Below are 16,098 nucleotides of genomic sequence, written 5' to 3'. Positions count from 1 at the left end.
ACCCTTGACGTCGGAACGCCGTTTCCGACAGACCCGGAGCCAATTGCCGTGGAAAAGCCCACCCCCACTCCCCTGACCGACTGGAACCGCGAGCACGGAGCCAAGATGGTCCCCTTTGCCGGCTTCGACATGCCGGTGCAGTACACCTCCATCCTGGCCGAACACGAGCAGACCCGCAACAAAGCCGCCGTCTTCGACATCTGCCACATGGGCGAATTCACCCTGTCCGGCGACGGCGCGGCCCAGGCCCTGGGCAAGGCCGTCACCCACGACCTGGCCACCCTGGCCCCGGGCAAATGCCGCTACGGTTTTCTCCTCAATGAAAATGGCGGCGTCATCGACGACCTCATCATCTACTGCCTGGGCGTGGACGACTACATGCTGGTGGTCAACGGCTCGCGCATCGTCGTGGATTTCGAGACTATCAAGGGCCGGCTGCCGGCCGGCTCGAACTTCCGCAACGTCTCGGCCGAGACGGCCAAGATCGACCTGCAAGGCCCGCTGGCCTTCGAGGTGCTGCGCGACCGCCTGCCCGGCGATTTTTCGGGCCTCAAATACTTCAACTTCGTCTGGACCGACTTCCAGGGCGTCAAGATGATGGTCAGCCGCACCGGCTACACCGGCGAACTGGGCTACGAGCTGTTCCTGCCGGCCAGCCACGCCGTGGCCCTGTGGGAGGCCATCACGGCCGACCCGCGCGTGGCCCCGGCCGGCCTTGGCGCGCGCGACACCATCCGCCTGGAAATGGGCTATCCCCTCTACGGCCAGGACCTCGACGAGGAGCACACCCCAGCCGAGGCCGGTTACGGCTGGCTGCTCACCTCCCCGGCCGACTACGTCGGCAAGGGCAAGGCCGCCGGCCTGCGCCAAAAGCTCATCGGCCTGGAGATTCCCGGCCGCCGCAGCGCCCGCCACGGCGACGCCGTGTGCGACAAGTCCGGCAAGACCGTCGGCGTGGTCACCAGCGCCTCATTCGCCCCGAGCCTTGGCCACGCCGTGGCTCTGGCCTATGTGGACGCCTCGGCCGCCGAGGCCAAGGACTTCGTGGTCAAGGCCGCCCGGGTCGAACTGCCGGCCAAACGCCGCGATCTGCCGTTTTACAAGGACGGCACGGCCAGAAAGGCGATTACGGGGTAAGCGGAAAGAGGAAGATGCCTCCGGCGGCCGGGGGGATGATCCCCCCGGACCCCTGCAATGGAAGCCAGGGGTTGGATCGGGAGCATGATGGTGCGGCCGGGGGGTGTGCCTCTCGGCCGCTTTCGTCACCGGACGCTGTGACAACGCCAGCCAAGGACTTTTTTCGTGGGCCGACCCGACGCCTTTTTCATTCCGCCCGAGCAGTTCGCCGCGCCCTTTTCCCTCACCGGCGGCGAGGCCAGCCACTGCGCCAAGGTGCTGCGCAAACGCCCGGGCGAACTCGTGCGCGCCTTTGACGGCACGGGCCACCACGGGCTTTTTCGCATCGAAACCGTCGGGCGCGACCGGGTGGAGCTTATCCCCGAGAGTCTCGAAGAAACGCCGCCCCCCGCGCGGCGACTTCACATCGCGGCCGGCTTTTCCCGCTCGGCCCGGCGCGACTTTTTTTTGGAAAAGGCCGTGGAACTCGGCGCGGCCGGCATCGTCTTCTGGCAGGCCGAACGCACACAGGGCAAAATGCCCGGCGACCCCAAGGAAGCCTGGACGGCCGGGCTCATCGCCGCTGCCAAACAGTGCGGCGCGGCACTTTTGCCGACGCTCGCCTGCGTGCCCGGCGGTGCGGCCGGCCTGACCAAGGCCGGACAAGCCTACCCCCGCAGATTTCTCCTTTGGGAAGATCCGGCCGTGTCCCGGCCGCTTACCCCGACCGATCTGGCTGCCGCCGGCGACACCCTGTGCGTCGTCGGGCCGGAAGGCGGCTTCACCGACGCCGAGGCCACGACGATCACAGCTGCCGGGTTTATCCCGGTCACCCTCGGCCCGCGCGTGCTGCGCTGGGAAACCGCCGCCCTGGCCGTGCTGGCCCTGGGCCTAGCGTCCGAGGCGAGATAGGAGCCTCTGGCGGCCGGGGGCCTGAGGCCCCCGGACCCCCCACATGGGAAAAAGTATAACGGGGTTCGACGGGAATTGGCTTTGTGTCGGCCGGGAAGCATCAATTGGACTTGACGGAGACTGCCGTTGACCTGACTTCAACGAGTCCCGATACCTTGATGAGTCGTACGCAACGACAAAAAAACGGTCGCCGACTGAAAACCTTCGCCAACCACGGAGGAGAGTCTCCAGCCCAACCCGAAACGGGATTCCAAAGGGCAGCGCCCTTTGGCCGCCGGAGGCTTCCCCCACGACCACATCAACGAGGCGACTTGCATGGATTTGCTCGGAAACGAAAAACGCCCCCTGGCCGAGCGCATCCGGCCGGCCAAGCTCGAAGACTTCGTGGGCCAGGCCCATGTCATCTCGCGGCTGACCAACATGCTGGCCGCGCCGCGCCTGCCGAGCCTGCTGCTCTTTGGCCCGCCGGGCTGCGGCAAATCCACCCTGGCCCTCATTCTCGCCCGGGCCAAGGGCCGGCCCTACGTGCGCGTCAGCGCCCCGGAAGCGGGCCTGGCCGCCCTGCGCGAACTCATCAAGGGCAAGGAAATCCTTATCCTGGACGAGCTGCACCGCTTTTCCAAGGCGCAGCAGGATTTTTTCCTGCCCATCCTCGAAACGGGCGAGATCGTGCTCTTGGCCACCACCACGGAGAACCCGTCGTTTTCGGTCACGCGCCAACTCCTGTCCCGGCTGCACGTCCTGCGCCTGGGGCCGTTGACCCATCCCCAGCTCATGGTTCTGGCCGAGCGCGGGGCGCGCGAGGCCGGCATGGCCCTGGCCAAGGAGAGCCTGGAAACCATCGCCATGCTGTCCTCGGGCGACGGCCGCACGCTGCTCAATCTGGTCGAATACACGGCCGCCTTGTCCGAGGACAAACGCGCCCCGGACGAACTGCGCAAGCACCTCCCCGAGGCCCTGGCCCGGGGCGACCGCGACGGCGACTCCCACTACGAACTGGCCTCGGCCATGATCAAATCCATCCGCGGCAGCGACCCGGACGCCGCCCTGTACTACCTGGCCTGCATGCTCGAATCCGGCGAGGACCCGCGTTTTTGCTGCCGCCGGCTCATGATTTCGGCTTCCGAGGACATCGGCCTGGCCGATCCCATGGCTTTGCCCCTGGCCGTGTCCGCCGCCGAGGCCGTGGAGCGCATCGGGATGCCCGAAGGATTTATTCCCCTGGCCCAGACCGTGGTCTATCTGGCCCTGGCTCCCAAGAGCAATTCCACCTACGCCGCCTATCTGACCGCCAAAAAGGAAATCATGCAGTCCGGGGTCAAGCCCGTGCCCCTGCATCTGCGCAATCCCTCGACCAAGCTGCAAAAGGAATGGGGCTTCGGCAAGGGCTACATGTATCCCCACGCCTATCCCGACGCCTGGGTGGAGCAGGATTATCTGCCCGAGGAACTGGTGGGCCGCCAGTTCTACATGCCCAAGGAGCAAGGCCAGGAACCGCGCCTGGCCGCCAGGCTGGCCAGGCTTCGCAAGCGCCATGGGTAGGGCCATGCCCTTGCCCGCGTAGCATCGCAACCGTCCGGCACTTGGCCTCGCCCACATTGTCGGGCAAACGCCAAGCGCAAGTTCTTGGCAGACGGCCGCCGAGATGTGCCCCGGGGCCGCCTGGGAACTTCTGGGACACGGCCAAGCCCCGATTCGGTCAAAAGTCGCCACGCCCCGGTCTTGTGGCAGGGGCCGAAAAAAGCTATTTTTTTCGCGGCGGCGCGGCTTTTTGCCAAGGGCAAGGGCTTGCGACCGCGTCGGCGCGGTTCTTGCCCGCCGTCCCCCGACACCTGGGCGCGCGCAGGCATTTCCCCGACGCCGCCCCCTACCCGACGCGGTGCGCCATGACCGACTTACGCTTCGAACGCTATTTTTCCGGCAAAGCCCGGGACTATCTTTTCCGCTCCATCGACCTCGCCCTGGAGGAAGACGGGCCGGACTTGACCGCCATGGCCGTTTTCGCCCCCGAGGACCGGTTGACCGCCGCCATCGTGGCCAAGGAAGAAGCCGTCATGGCCGGCTTGCCCATCGCCCCCCTGGTCCTTGAGCGCATGGGCCAGGCCGAGGCTTGCTCGGTCACGCTTTTCGCCGCCGACGGCCAGCGCGTGGCCAACCGCATGGTGGTGGCCGAAATCGTGGGGCCGGCCATCACGCTGCTCAAGGCCGAGCGCGTCATCCTCAACTATATCTGCCATCTCTCGGGCATCGCCACCATGGTCGCCAAGGCCGTGGCCGCCCTGGCCGGCACGAAAACCCGCCTTCTCGACACCCGAAAGACCCTGCCCGGCCTGCGCTATCCCGAAAAATACGCCGTGGTCTGCGGCGGCGGCGTCAACCACCGCCTCGATCTGGCCGAAATGCTCATGTTCAAGGACAACCACATCGACCGGGCCGGCGGCATCCCCCAAGCCATGGCCGCCTTGCGCAAATCCTACCAAGGCCATATGGAATCCATGCCGCCCGTGGAAATCGAATGCCGGACCCTGGCCGAAGTGGCCCAGGCCATAGCCGAAGCCCCCAAGCGCATCATGCTCGACAACATGGATGAGCCGACCATGCGCGAGGCCCTGGCCATGGTGCCGGCCGGCATCGAAACGGAAGTCAGCGGCGGCGTGGACCTGGACGCCCTGGCCGGCATTGGCGCGCTCGGCCCGGATTTCGTGTCCGTGGGCCGCATCACCCATTCCGCCAAAAGCGCCGACTTAAGCATGCTGCTCAAGGAGACGACCGCATGATGACCGCCGAAACCGCCCAGAAAATCGACGCGATCCGCCGGGAACGCGGCAGCGACTTGGCTATCCTGGCCCACCACTACCAGACCGACGACGTGGTGGCCCACGCCGACATTCTCGGTGATTCCCTGGAACTTTCGCGCAAGATCGCTTCGCTGTCGGCCAGGGACATCGTGTTTTGCGGCGTCTTTTTCATGGCCGAGACAGCGGCCATGCTGGCCGCGCCCGGCCAGCGCATCCACATCCCGGCCCCGGACGCGGCCTGCGTCATGTCCGAGATGGCCCCGGCTCCCCTGGTCGAGGCCGTGCTGACGCGCCTGCGCCAGGCCGGGCGCGACGTGTTGCCGCTGACCTACGTCAACTCCTCGGCGGCGGTCAAAGCCGTGGTCGGGGCCTGCGGCGGGGCGGTATGCACCTCGGCCAACGCGCCGAAAATGCTCAAGTGGGCCCTGGACCACGGACGCGGCGTGCTCTTTTTGCCGGACAAGATGCTCGGGCAAAACACCTGCAACACCCTGGGCGTGCCGGAAAGCGCCCGCCACATCCTGGACGTGCGCGGCGGCGGCTCCCAGGTCGACCTCGCGGCGGCCACCAAGGCCGAGGTGCTCTTGTGGCCCGGCCAGTGCGTCATCCATGCCCGGTTCAAGGCCCGGGACATCGCCGCCATCCGCGTGCAGCCCCCCGAGGCCCGCATTGTGGTCCATCCCGAGTGTTCGCCCGAGACCGTGTCCGCCGCCGACGCGGCCGGCTCGACCTCGTTTATCATCAAGTACGTGGCCGAGGCTCCGGAGGGTTCCGAGATCGTCATCGGCACGGAGATCAATCTGGTCAAGCGGCTGGCCAAGCAGTATCAGGGAAAAAAGACCATCCGGCCCCTGGCGCTGAGCGCCTGTTCCAACATGGCCAAAGGCACCGAGGCCAATCTGCTGACAACGCTGCAAAATCTCGACACGGCCGAGCCGGTGCGCGTGGATGAAGCCGTGCGCGCCCCGGCCGCGTTGGCCGTCACGCGGATGCTCGAAGCCTCGGCCTGAGCCGGCGGCCACAAGCTGCCCTTTTTTGAAAATGGATTTGTGCAACAGCGCATTGTCGCCATTTATCTGACCGTTTGCGAGGACGCCCCGCCAGCCCCGAGCGCGCCCAAGGAGGAAGCTGCCCCATGGTCTACCGCATGCACGCCAACGCCCTGGTCATCGGCTCGGGACTGGCCGGCCTTACCGCCGCCCTGACCATGGCCGAGGCCGGCCTGGAAGTGATTCTGCTGACTTCCGGCGAAGACCTCGACGACGGCAACAGCGCCCTGGCCCAGGGTGGCATCGTCTATCGCGGCCCGGACGACTCGCCCCAGCTTCTGGAGCGCGACATGCTCACCTGCGGCTGGCGGCACAACTCCGTGCGCGCGGTCAAGTATCTGGCCCGGCGCGGGCCGCAGGTGGTGCAGGAACTGCTCATCGACAAGCTGCAGCTCCCTTTTGACCACAAGGGCGGCGGCAGCGACTACCACCTGGGCAAGGAAGGCGGCCACAGTGTGGCCCGCATCCTCCACATGGCCGACCGCACCGGCCGAGCCATCATGGAGGGCCTGATGGCGGCGGTCAAAGCCAACCCCAACATCAAGATCCTCACCCGCCGCACGGCCGTGGACCTGCTCACCTCCAACCACCACGCCACCTTGCTGGAATTCAAGTACCAGCTCCTGAACCAATGCCTGGGGGCCTACGTCTTAAACGAGGTCTCGGGACAGGTGGAAACCATTCTGGCCGATTTCACCGTGTTGGCCACGGGCGGCTGCGGCCGGCTGTTCCTGCACACCTCCAACACCCGTTCCTCCATCGGCTCGGCCCTGGCCATGGCTTCGCGCGCCTTTGCTAAGGTCATGAACGTGGAATACGTGCAGTTCCATCCGACCACGCTCTTTCACCGGGCCGAACGCCGCCTGCTCATCACCGAGGCGCTACGCGGCGAAGGGGCTAGGCTCGTCAACGCGGCCGGCGAACCCTTCATGCAGCGCTACGATCCCCGGGCCGATCTGGCCCCGCGCGACATCGTCACCCGGGCCATCCTGGCCGAGATGCTCAAGACCGACCAGGACTGCGTCTATCTCGACGTGGCCAGCTACGTGAAGAACCTGGAAGAGCACTTCCCCACGGTTTACAAGGGCTGTCTGCAGCTTGGCATCGACGTCACCAAGCAGCCCATTCCGGTGGTGCCGGCGGCCCACTACTTCTGCGGCGGGGTGCTCACCGACAGCGCCGGCCGCACCACCCTGGAGCGGCTCTACGCCGCCGGCGAATGCGCCTGCACCGGCATCCACGGGGCCAACCGCCTGGCCAGCACCTCGCTTCTGGAATGCGTACTGTGGGGGCACAGCGCCGGCCAGGACGTGGCCAAGCGAGCCGGCTCCAAGGCGGCCATCGGCCGGCGGCTGCTGGACAGCATCCCGGACTGGGTCAGCCCCGGCTCCAACCGCAACGAGGACCCGGCGCTCATTGCCCAGGACTGGGCCACCATCCGCAACACCATGTGGAACTATGTCGGCATCAACCGGTCGAGTTCCCGGCTCAAGCGGGCTTTCGAGGATCTGCGCGAACTCAACAAGCATATCCACGACTTCTACCGCGAAACGCCCATCAGCAAGGCCATCGTGGACCTGTTTCACGGCTGCCAGGCGGCCTACACCATCACCATCGCGGCCATGCAGAACCGCCGGTCGCTGGGCTGCCATTACCGCATCGACTAGGTCCCTCGGACGGCGGATGCGTTTTAAACGTCAAAGGGCCGCTAGCGCGGCCCTTTGACGTTTCTACAGTTCGATTCATGGTCAGCCACAAATCAAACTTACGCAGCTCGAAAGCCCTTTAAACTTTCCTCCATGCGGGGGTCTGGGGGCCTCAGGCCCCCAGCCGCCGGAGGCATCTTTTCTTCTCACTCTCTCACTCGCTCACGCTCACACGCTAACTGCCGCCGCCTTGCTGTTGCTGGCAGACGGCGTAGCCGATGTTGCAGTTGTTGACGCAGTTGCCGACCCCGGCGCACATCATGACGCAGCGTTGGTAGCTCTGGACGCAGGAATTGTTGGCCGGGCCGCCCTGCTGCTGGGGCATCCCCTGTTGCTGGGGTTGGCCTTGCTGTTGCTGTTGGCCCTGAGGCCGCTGGCCGCCTTGCTGGCCTTGGGGCCGTTGCCCGCCCTGCTGCTGCGGCTGTTGCCACTGGGCCACCACCATCCCCTGATCGCCGGCCTGGGCGACGGGCATCGGTCCGATTTCGACCACCAAGCACAGCGCGCCGGCCACGGCGGCCGCCAGAAAACGTTTCCGCATACCCATAGGAGCCTCCTCCGGGAACTGGTCCCTATTGCAGACTCAAGCACGACCGAGCGTCCCGGTCAAGGACGATTTGCCGCCCATGAAGCGGCGTCGGATCGGGAGCCTGGATCGCCTCGGCCAAATCCGGGCAGTCCCTGTTTCGACTGGCCGGCGACCGCTCTCGCCAGCCCAAACAAGACGGCTTTCCGCCGAAACGCCGTCGCATTCGGGCAGCGACGAGGCATCGGGGACGGAGGATGGCGTTCATGCCCGGCCTGCCGGGCGAGCGACTTGGCTGGCCGACAAATCGCGCGCCCGTTCGTCGAAAGGCCGCCGTCTGGCGCTGGGAACATGTCTGATTGACATACGAAAGCCGCGCCGCCGGTCGACGGCCCTTCCTCCAAAAGCGACCGCCGGACCGATACCGAACGGTTGTTCCGCAACAAGAACGAATTCAGCGGGTTTCGCGAATAAACGCGGCTAATCGAGGGGGGTTTTGGCGGAAGGATCGAGCTTTTTGACCTGCAAGAAATCCTCCCGGGCCTTGTCCGGCTCGCCCAGGGCTTCGTAGACCTTGCCGCGATTGAGGTAGAGGTCGGGGTCGTCGGGCGAAGCTTCGATGGCCAGTGCAAAATTGGCCATGGCGCTTTGCAGGTTGCCTTTTTTAAACCAGGCCGAACCCCGGTTGTTAAGCAGCTTGGCGTCCTTGGCGTCGGTCTCCAGAGCCAGGGAGTAGTCGTCGATGGCCTGGTCGTAGTGGCGCAGGGCGAAATGGGCGTTGCCCCGGTTGTAGATGGCCGACACGTAGCTGGCGTCGAGTTGGACGGCCTTGGAATAATCGTCAATGGCGGCGTTATAGTCGCCCATGGCGGCCCGGGCGTAGCCTCGGGCGGCCAGAAACAGGTGGGTCTGTTCGGCCGGCAGTTCGTTGGAGTCCATGGCCTCGGTGAGCTGGGCTATGGCCGACGGGTATTCCTTGGCGTCCAGGGCGGCCAGGGCCGATTTGGCCTGATCCAGGCCGCCGGCCAGGGCCGGGCTGCCAAGGCAGGCCGGCAGGCTCAGCACGCAGGCGGCCAGCAGTCGCGAAATCTTCAAGACCCGCCCCCTTCGCGGTCCACGTCAAAGGCCGGCACTTGCAGTTCGTCGTCAATGCGGTCGGCGTCCTGGGAGGAATAGCGCACCATATTGCGCAGATGGAAAAAGGCGGACTCGTCCATGCTGTCGAAATCAATGGCGACGCCTTCGTCATTGGAGCGCACGACCGTGGCCTTGAGCCGCACCTTGATGTCCTTGGCCAGTTCAAAAACCACCGTGCAGTCCCGCCCTGGGGCCAAGCGCGGCTCGGGGCAGAAAAGCGCCCCCTTGAGGCTCAGATTCTGGGTGCTGACCGGAATCTTCTCCCCGTCGATGTACACATACGCGTCGAACTGGGCGCAGACCCGGCTGCGGCGTCTCTTGTTGTCTCCCATGCCTTTCCCTCACTTCTTGCCCGCGCGGCGCGGCCGGCATCCACTTTGACGTTGGCTCGCCGAAGGCAAGCATAGCCGGTTCGCAGCGTTTTAGAAAGCGCCAATGCGGGCATCAGGCCGCCGGAGCCGATACGGACATGGGAGCCAGCGGCCCGCAAACGCCCACTCGGCCATCGGGCAGCCGGACGAATTCCCGCATCTCGCCGTCCTGGGATACCACCACCGCCACGGCTCCAGACGCCCTAGCCACATAGCGGGCGGCGCTGCGGTGGCGGGTGCCGAAGCCGGCGATGTCCAGGGAAGCCGTAGGGACCAGCTCCGTGGACTGGGGCGACAGCGACAGACAAAGCGGTAAGGCGTCCTCGTCGCGGGCGAGGAGCTCCACCCGGAAGGCCTGCACCGACAAGGCGGCGTCCAGGATCACCGCCCCGTCCACGCACGAGGCCTGGGCCGTCACCCGGGTAGCCGTGTCCCATTGCTCCAGATGCACGGCCTGACCGCCACCCGCGCCGGCCAAATTCTGCGCCACCCGGCCGAGGTTGGGCCAGGCCACGCCGACCCCGGGCGACAGGAGCGTCCTGGCGGCGGCGGCCTCGGCCCGCCCGGGCGGCAGAAACACGAACATGCCGCCATGGCCGGCGGCCACGGCCAGGGCGAACACCCGGGCCAGGGTCGCCTTGACCAGGCTAGGCAAGGCACCGGAATCCTCGGCCCCGTGGGTCAAGGCCTGTGCGGCCTGACGGCAAAGCGGCAGGAAAATGGGCGAAAAAGCGTTGTCGTGACAAACCGATAGCCGGCCTTCCCGCAACTCCAGATAGAGCGCCGGCTGATCCGGGCAGACCAGCGACGCCCGCAGCTTTCCCGGGGCCGAGACGCTTAACGAAAGGCCCGGGAACTGGGTGCCGCCATGGTAGTCGATACGGCCGCGCAGGGCGGCAAAGCCGGAGTACTCGACCTTGGACACGCCTTCCAGCCGCAACCCCTCCGGCCCTTCCTTGGCCACAAACGCATAGGGGCCGGGCGGGATGCCCGGCGAGAGCCGGTGTAAGGTCGGCAGCGTACAGGGTTGGGGCGGAGAAAACCGCAGGTCGAGCACCGGCTCGGCCCCGCCGGCCAGAGGCGAAAACAGTTGAAACGACGGATAGCGCCCCTCTTCCCGCTTGAGGCTGGCCCGGTAGGCCGTCTCGACCAGGACAGCCAATCCCCGGTCGGAGAGGACGGAGGGATTGGGAATAAGCCTGGCCGCCAGTTCCAGGGGACCGGCCGGCCCTGAGGTCGGAGCGAAAGCGGTGGAAGCCTGCATTTGGGCCTTGTAGGACCGGCGAGGGCGGCTGTCAAATGACCGCGACGCCAGACTCGCGCAATTGTCGCGCATCGGTTACCTGTCGGTTATCCGGAGGACACGGACCGGGCGCACCTTGGCCTTTTCCATACCACATCCGAGGAGCATCCCATGCGTAAAACGACCCTTCGACTCGCCGCCCTGGCCCTGGCCCTGGCCGCCGCCAGCGGTCTGGCCGGCGAGGCCCTGGCCCAGTCCCGCCCCGCCCCCCTGGTCATCGGCCACCGGGGCGCCTGCGGCCATCGCCCCGAACACACCCTGGCCTCCTACGAATTGGCTATCGACATGGGGGCCGATTACGTCGAGCCGGACCTCGTCGCCACCAAAGACGGCGTGCTCATCGCCCGCCACGAAAACGACATCAGCGGCACCACCGACGTGGCCGCCAAGTTCCCGGACCGCAAAACCAAGAAAACCATCGATGGAACCGAGATCGATGGCTATTTCACCGAAGACTTCACCCTGGCCGAACTGAGGACCCTACGGGCCAAGGAACGTCTCGACTTCCGCGACCACAGCCGCGACGGCCAGTTCGCCGTGTCGACTTTCGAAGAGGTCATCGAACTGGTCAAACGCAAAGAAAAGGAAACCGGCCGCGTCATCGGCATCTATCCCGAAACCAAGCATCCGACCTATTTCCGAAGCATCGGTCTGCCCCTGGAAGGCAAGCTCGTGGAGATTCTCGCCAAAAACGGCTACGACAAGGCCGAGTCCCCGGTCTTCATCCAGTCCTTCGAGATCGGCAACCTCAAGGACTTGCGCCAAATGACGCCGGTCAAGCTGGTCTTTCTCTACGACGAGCCCGACATGCGTCCCTATGATTTCGTGGTCTCCGGCGACAAACGCACCTTCGCCGAACTGCTCTCACCGGCCAATCTCCAGGAGATCGCCGCCTTCGCCAACGGCATCGGTCCCTGGAAGCGGCTTATTATCAAGGAAAACCCGGACAAGACCCTGGCTGCGCCCAATACCGTGGTGGCCGACGCCCACGCCGCCGGGCTCACCGTGCATCCCTACACTTTCCGCAACGAAGACCGCTACCTGGCCAAGGACTACGGCAACGACCCCATCAAGGAATATCTCCAGTTCTACGAACTCGGCGTTGACGGCGTGTTTGCCGATTTCCCCGACACCGCCGTGGCCGCGCGTGAGATATTTATGAAGGAAAAATAAGGAGATAAGAGGCCTCCGGCGGCTGGGGGCCTGAGGCCCCCAGATCCCCCAGATGGAGAAAGGGGTTAAGTGGGTGTGGCGTGCATCGGCGCTGTTGTCGGTCGGGAAACACTGTTTCTCCGGCGGCGGGGCCTTGTGTTTACGCGGGGCGTTACTCGGCGCGCTCCAGGGGCGGCGGCTGAGGCAGGGCCGCCGCCACCGCCGCCGCCGTGGCGGCCCGGCGCAACATGAGCCGGGCCGCGTCGCCGGACTGCTCCAGCACGGCCTCGAAATCGCCGGCCCGCCACAGGCACACGCGCCCGGAGGCGGCCTCGCGGCAATGCGGTGGCCCAAGGTCGCGAGTCAGTTGCGCGGTGAGCGCCGGCGCATCAGCCGGCGCGGCCAAGGCAGCTTCCACGGAGAAAAAACCGCCTTGCCAGAAGGCCAACGTGGCCTGGGTCAGGGCCGCGCCAAACGGCGCGTCCCCCTGCCCCGGCGCGGCATAGAAAGCCAAGGACTCGGCCAGGGCACTCGGCAGCGGCACGGCCAACCGTGTAAGCCCCGGACCGGGCGCATCGCCAAAGGCCAGTCCGAACAGTCGCCCCGGCGGCCCGGCCGGCCCAGTCGGCTCCCCGGCCCCGGAACAGCCCCCAAAAAACAGCAAGGCGGCCAGCAGCCCAAGGGCGGCCGCGCCCCAAGCCCTCTCTCGGGGCCGGCCCCGGGCGTCCCCTTTGCCGGGCCTGCCAGGGCCGGGCGCTCCGTCTGCCGCCCCCCCGGCCCTGCGCCGCCAGGGCACATAACCGCAGTGCGGCCGACGCGCGTTGCAGTCCCTTACCCAGACTCTTGCAAAATACATCGCCACGCAATAGTCTAAACAAAGGGACGATTTTCTCTTCAAAAAATATAGTACATTAAAAACAAAAGTTTTATTCATGAAATTTACTCCATAAACAAAGAAATCAAGGACGTATCATATCCAAAAACAACCAAACACCAGTCACTCTTTGCAGAAAACACCCCACCTTGACCGATCCAGAAAAATCGCTATTCTCCGCACGACTCGATTGCACCAGACGCTATCCATACAATCCCACAACGAAACATGAACATTCTTTCATACTCCTGTCATCCGCGCGCCGACGCCGAAGCGCCATGACCGCACAGCCTCAGCCTAACGCCATCCGCCTGCCCGGCGCGACCCCATGGAACCACACCCATGCCCTACCCGCCACTTGGTGATCCCGGCCGACCGATCTTTTCCAAGCACCGTCGCCGCTCCTGGCGACTGCTCACCCTCCTCGGTCTTGCCGTCCTGGCTCTGGCCGCTGTCCTGGGCCTCGCCCGCCTGACCGCGCCGAGAGCCTTCCTGGAGTCGCTGTTCCAGACCGCCTCGGCCCCGGCCCCGGCCCCGGCCCGGTCCGAAACCAACGTCGCCGTCGTCGGCAACCTGTTTGAAAGTCCGCCCGAAACCGAGCCGGCCGTAAACGCCGCGCCCCCCGAACCGGAAGCGCCAAACGCGGCCCACCCCGACGCCCGGACCATCACCGGCGAGATCCGCCCCGGCCAGACCCTGGCCGGCCTCCTCGGCCGCCATGCCGAGCCGGCCAAAATCGCCGCCCTGGCCGACCCCGAGGACTTCTCCTTCTCCAACCTGCGCACCGGCCAGCCCTACCGCCTCACCCTGCGCGACCGGGAACTGGTCTCTTTTGAATACGACATCAACGAAACTGAAACCCTGGTCATCGACGAAAACGACGGCGAGCTTGCCGCCCGGGTCGAAACCAAACAGTGCGAGGTACGCCCCGCCCTTTTGACCGCCACCGTCACATCCACCCTGTCCGAAGCCGTGGCCGCCAGCGGCGGCAATTTGGCCACCGCCCTGGCCCTGGCCGACATCTTCGCCTCGGACATGGACTTCAGCCGCGATGTCCAGCCCGGCGACACCGTACGGGCCGTGGTGGAAGAGCGCTACGTGGAAGGCCGCCCGGCCGGCCTGGGCCGCGTGCTGGCCGCCCGCTACACCAGCGGCGACAAGGTCCTGGAAGGCTACGGCATCCTCGGCGACAAGGGCCGCCTGGAATACTACGACGCCGAAGGCGTCCCCCTGCGCAAGACCTTCCTGCGCGCCCCCCTGTCATTTCTGCGCGTCACCTCGGGCTTCACCGCCTCGCGCCTGCACCCCATCCTCAAGGTCCGCAAAGCCCACTACGGCGTGGACTACGCCGCCCCCACCGGCACCCCCATCTGGACCGTGGGCGACGGCGTGGTCATCGAACGCGGCCGCAACCACGCCGCCGGCAACTACCTGACCGTGCGCCACGGCAAAACCTACGTCACCCGCTACAACCACTTAAGCCGCTTCGCCAAGGGCATCGCCCAGGGCAGCCGCGTGGTCCAAGGCCAGGTCATCGGCTACGTCGGGGCCACCGGCTACGCCACCGGCCCCCACCTCGATTTCCGCATGTACGCCGACGGCCGGCCGGTCAACGCCCTGGATAACGACACCGCCGAAGCCACGCCCCTGCCCCGCGCCCGGCTGGCCGAATTCCGCGAAGACGCCCTGACCTACGCCGCCGTCCTCGACGGCCACAAGCCCCCCGCCGCCCTGGCCGACGCCTTGCCGGCGGCTAATGGTGGCATGTAGAGGAGAGTGAAAGCCTGGAAATACAGGAAGATGCCTCCGGCGGCTGGGGGCCTGAGACCCCCAGACCCCCCGAATGGGTTTTAAAGGAGGAGCGTTGCTGTTGCGGTGGGCGGGAGTGGCGAGAAGAAATTCCTTGGGGGTAAGGCGAAGAAGACCGACGCGGTGGCAACCGTTAGAACCGCAGGCGCTCCAGGATGAGGTTGCTGACTAGAAAGCCGTTCTTGGTCAGCCGCAGATGCCCGGCGCTCAGACGCACCAGCTCCTTTTGCCGCAAGGCGGTGACGAGCGCTTCGTTTTCCTTAAGAAAATCAATTCCGGTCAACCGCTTGTAAAGCCCCAGCCGAAGCCCCTTGGCCGTTCGCAGCGAGAGCATGACCAGTTCGCGGATGCGCTCCTCACGCGAGAGCGCCACCCCGCCGACGCCGCAGCGCCCGACCTTGGCCTGGACAGCCCAGTCGCGCACGTCGCGGGGATTTTCATGGCGCACCCCGGCCACGGTGGACACCGCCCCCGGCCCCAGCCCCAGATAGTCCCGGCCTTCCCAGTAGCCCGAATTGTGGCGGCTTTGGAAACCCATGCGGGCGTAATTCGAGATTTCGTATTGCAGGTAGCCCTGCTCTTCCAGAAACTCCGCCCCATGCACGTACATGCGGCCCTGTTCGCCATCCGGCGGCAGCTCCAGCTCGCCGGCCTCGGCCGAGGCGGCCAGGGGCGTGCCCGGCTCCAGGGTCAGGCCGTAACAGGACAGATGTTCCGGCCGCAGACGCACGGCCGCCTTGAGGTCCTCCATCCAGCTGGCCTCGCGCTGGCCGGGCAAGCCCCAGATGAGGTCCAGGCTGATGTTGGCGAACCCCGCCTTGCGGGCCGCCTCGAAGGCCAGCTGGGCCGTCCTGGCGTCATGGGGCCGGCCCAGGGTCTTGAGCATGGCGTCGGAAAAGCTCTGCACACCAAGGCTCAGGCGGTTGACCCCGGCCCCGACCAGGATGCTCAGGTACTGCTGGTCCAGAGCCGAATCGGGATTGCCCTCAAACGTCCATTCCACGGCCGGATGCACGTCGAAATGGCGGGTAATTTCCGGCAGGATGCGCGACAGCGCCCAGGGCGGCAACAGCGTGGGCGTGCCGCCGCCGAAATAAATGGTCTCGACCTTGGGCCGGCCGAGCTTCTTGCCGAAATGCCGGATCTCCAGCGGCAAGGCCGTGGCGTAGACCTCCACCTCGGCCATGTCCAGGGGACGCGAGACAAAGGCGCAGTACCGGCACTTGCTCCGGCAAAAGGGCACATGGATATACAGCAGCATAGGAGAACGTCCGGTGGCGGCGCAATTGCGCCGGCCAGGCGCTTATCTAGGCGCAAACCGGAGTTCGGGCAAGCCCGGCCGGCC

Annotated in this window: 14 protein-coding genes; 8 read left to right on the top strand and 6 right to left on the bottom strand. The window is 66.0% G+C overall.

What is annotated here, in order from left to right; translation table 11 throughout:
• The first annotated feature begins 48 nt into the window (after positions 1-48).
• From gcvT to nadB, 6 genes are all read left to right on the top strand, one after another.
• Positions 49-1,137: a glycine cleavage system aminomethyltransferase GcvT gene (gcvT, locus tag DMR_RS08590; protein WP_015860514.1), complete on the top strand. Its 1,089-nt coding sequence runs from the start codon at positions 49-51 to the stop codon at positions 1,135-1,137.
• A gap of 165 nt (positions 1,138-1,302) precedes the next feature.
• Positions 1,303-2,028, top strand: coding sequence for a 16S rRNA (uracil(1498)-N(3))-methyltransferase (locus tag DMR_RS08585; RefSeq protein WP_015860513.1), 726 nt, complete (start codon positions 1,303-1,305; stop codon positions 2,026-2,028).
• A 315-nt stretch (positions 2,029-2,343) separates the two neighbouring features.
• Positions 2,344-3,570 (top strand): replication-associated recombination protein A, encoded by a 1,227-nt coding sequence (locus DMR_RS08580; protein WP_015860512.1) that lies wholly within the window; start codon positions 2,344-2,346, stop codon positions 3,568-3,570.
• A gap of 344 nt (positions 3,571-3,914) precedes the next feature.
• A complete protein-coding gene (gene nadC / locus DMR_RS08575) occupies positions 3,915-4,805 on the top strand; it encodes a carboxylating nicotinate-nucleotide diphosphorylase (RefSeq protein ID WP_015860511.1) in 891 nt (296 codons plus the stop codon).
• Positions 4,802-5,836: a quinolinate synthase NadA gene (gene nadA / locus DMR_RS08570; protein WP_015860510.1), complete on the top strand. Its 1,035-nt coding sequence runs from the start codon at positions 4,802-4,804 to the stop codon at positions 5,834-5,836. The genes nadC and nadA overlap by 4 nt, the downstream gene beginning before the upstream one ends.
• A gap of 125 nt (positions 5,837-5,961) precedes the next feature.
• On the top strand, positions 5,962-7,542 hold the full coding sequence (nadB, locus tag DMR_RS08565; RefSeq protein WP_015860509.1) for an L-aspartate oxidase: 1,581 nt from the start codon (positions 5,962-5,964) through the stop codon (positions 7,540-7,542).
• A gap of 214 nt (positions 7,543-7,756) precedes the next feature.
• On the opposite strand, the gene DMR_RS25140 is transcribed toward nadB, so the two are convergent.
• The 4 genes from DMR_RS25140 to DMR_RS08545 form a co-directional block, all read right to left on the bottom strand.
• Complete coding sequence (locus tag DMR_RS25140) at positions 7,757-8,128, bottom strand: hypothetical protein (RefSeq protein ID WP_043600339.1); 372 nt, start codon at positions 8,126-8,128, stop codon at positions 7,757-7,759.
• Between the two features lie 459 nt (positions 8,129-8,587).
• Positions 8,588-9,202, bottom strand: coding sequence for a tetratricopeptide repeat protein (locus DMR_RS08555; RefSeq protein WP_015860508.1), 615 nt, complete (start codon positions 9,200-9,202; stop codon positions 8,588-8,590).
• Positions 9,199-9,576 (bottom strand): PilZ domain-containing protein, encoded by a 378-nt coding sequence (locus tag DMR_RS08550; protein WP_015860507.1) that lies wholly within the window; start codon positions 9,574-9,576, stop codon positions 9,199-9,201. The genes DMR_RS08555 and DMR_RS08550 overlap by 4 nt, the downstream gene beginning before the upstream one ends.
• A 112-nt stretch (positions 9,577-9,688) precedes the next feature.
• Positions 9,689-10,879 (bottom strand): DNA integrity scanning protein DisA nucleotide-binding domain protein, encoded by a 1,191-nt coding sequence (locus tag DMR_RS08545; RefSeq protein ID WP_148208392.1) that lies wholly within the window; start codon positions 10,877-10,879, stop codon positions 9,689-9,691.
• A 150-nt stretch (positions 10,880-11,029) separates the two neighbouring features.
• Between DMR_RS08545 and DMR_RS08540 the strand changes: the two genes are divergently transcribed.
• Entirely contained in the window at positions 11,030-12,091 is a 1,062-nt protein-coding gene (locus DMR_RS08540; protein WP_015860505.1) for a glycerophosphodiester phosphodiesterase, read from the top strand.
• A gap of 151 nt (positions 12,092-12,242) precedes the next feature.
• Here the strand turns inward: DMR_RS08540 and DMR_RS22375 are convergent, their stop codons facing one another.
• Positions 12,243-12,734 carry a hypothetical protein gene (locus DMR_RS22375; RefSeq protein WP_193763667.1) on the bottom strand — a complete coding sequence of 164 codons (492 nt, stop codon included), beginning with the start codon at positions 12,732-12,734 and terminating at the stop codon, positions 12,243-12,245.
• A gap of 552 nt (positions 12,735-13,286) precedes the next feature.
• Here DMR_RS22375 and DMR_RS25595 point away from each other — a divergent pair.
• Complete coding sequence (locus DMR_RS25595; RefSeq protein ID WP_015860503.1) at positions 13,287-14,714, top strand: peptidoglycan DD-metalloendopeptidase family protein; 1,428 nt, start codon at positions 13,287-13,289, stop codon at positions 14,712-14,714.
• A 172-nt stretch (positions 14,715-14,886) separates the two neighbouring features.
• On the opposite strand, the gene hemW is transcribed toward DMR_RS25595, so the two are convergent.
• Positions 14,887-16,014: a radical SAM family heme chaperone HemW gene (gene hemW / locus DMR_RS08525; RefSeq protein ID WP_015860502.1), complete on the bottom strand. Its 1,128-nt coding sequence runs from the start codon at positions 16,012-16,014 to the stop codon at positions 14,887-14,889.
• Positions 16,015-16,098 lie beyond the last annotated feature (84 nt).

The organism is Solidesulfovibrio magneticus RS-1 (assembly GCF_000010665.1).
Lineage (GTDB): Bacteria > Desulfobacterota > Desulfovibrionia > Desulfovibrionales > Desulfovibrionaceae > Solidesulfovibrio > Solidesulfovibrio magneticus.
Note: the sequence above shows the minus strand (reverse complement) of the source record. Positions and strands in the feature narration are given on the sequence as shown.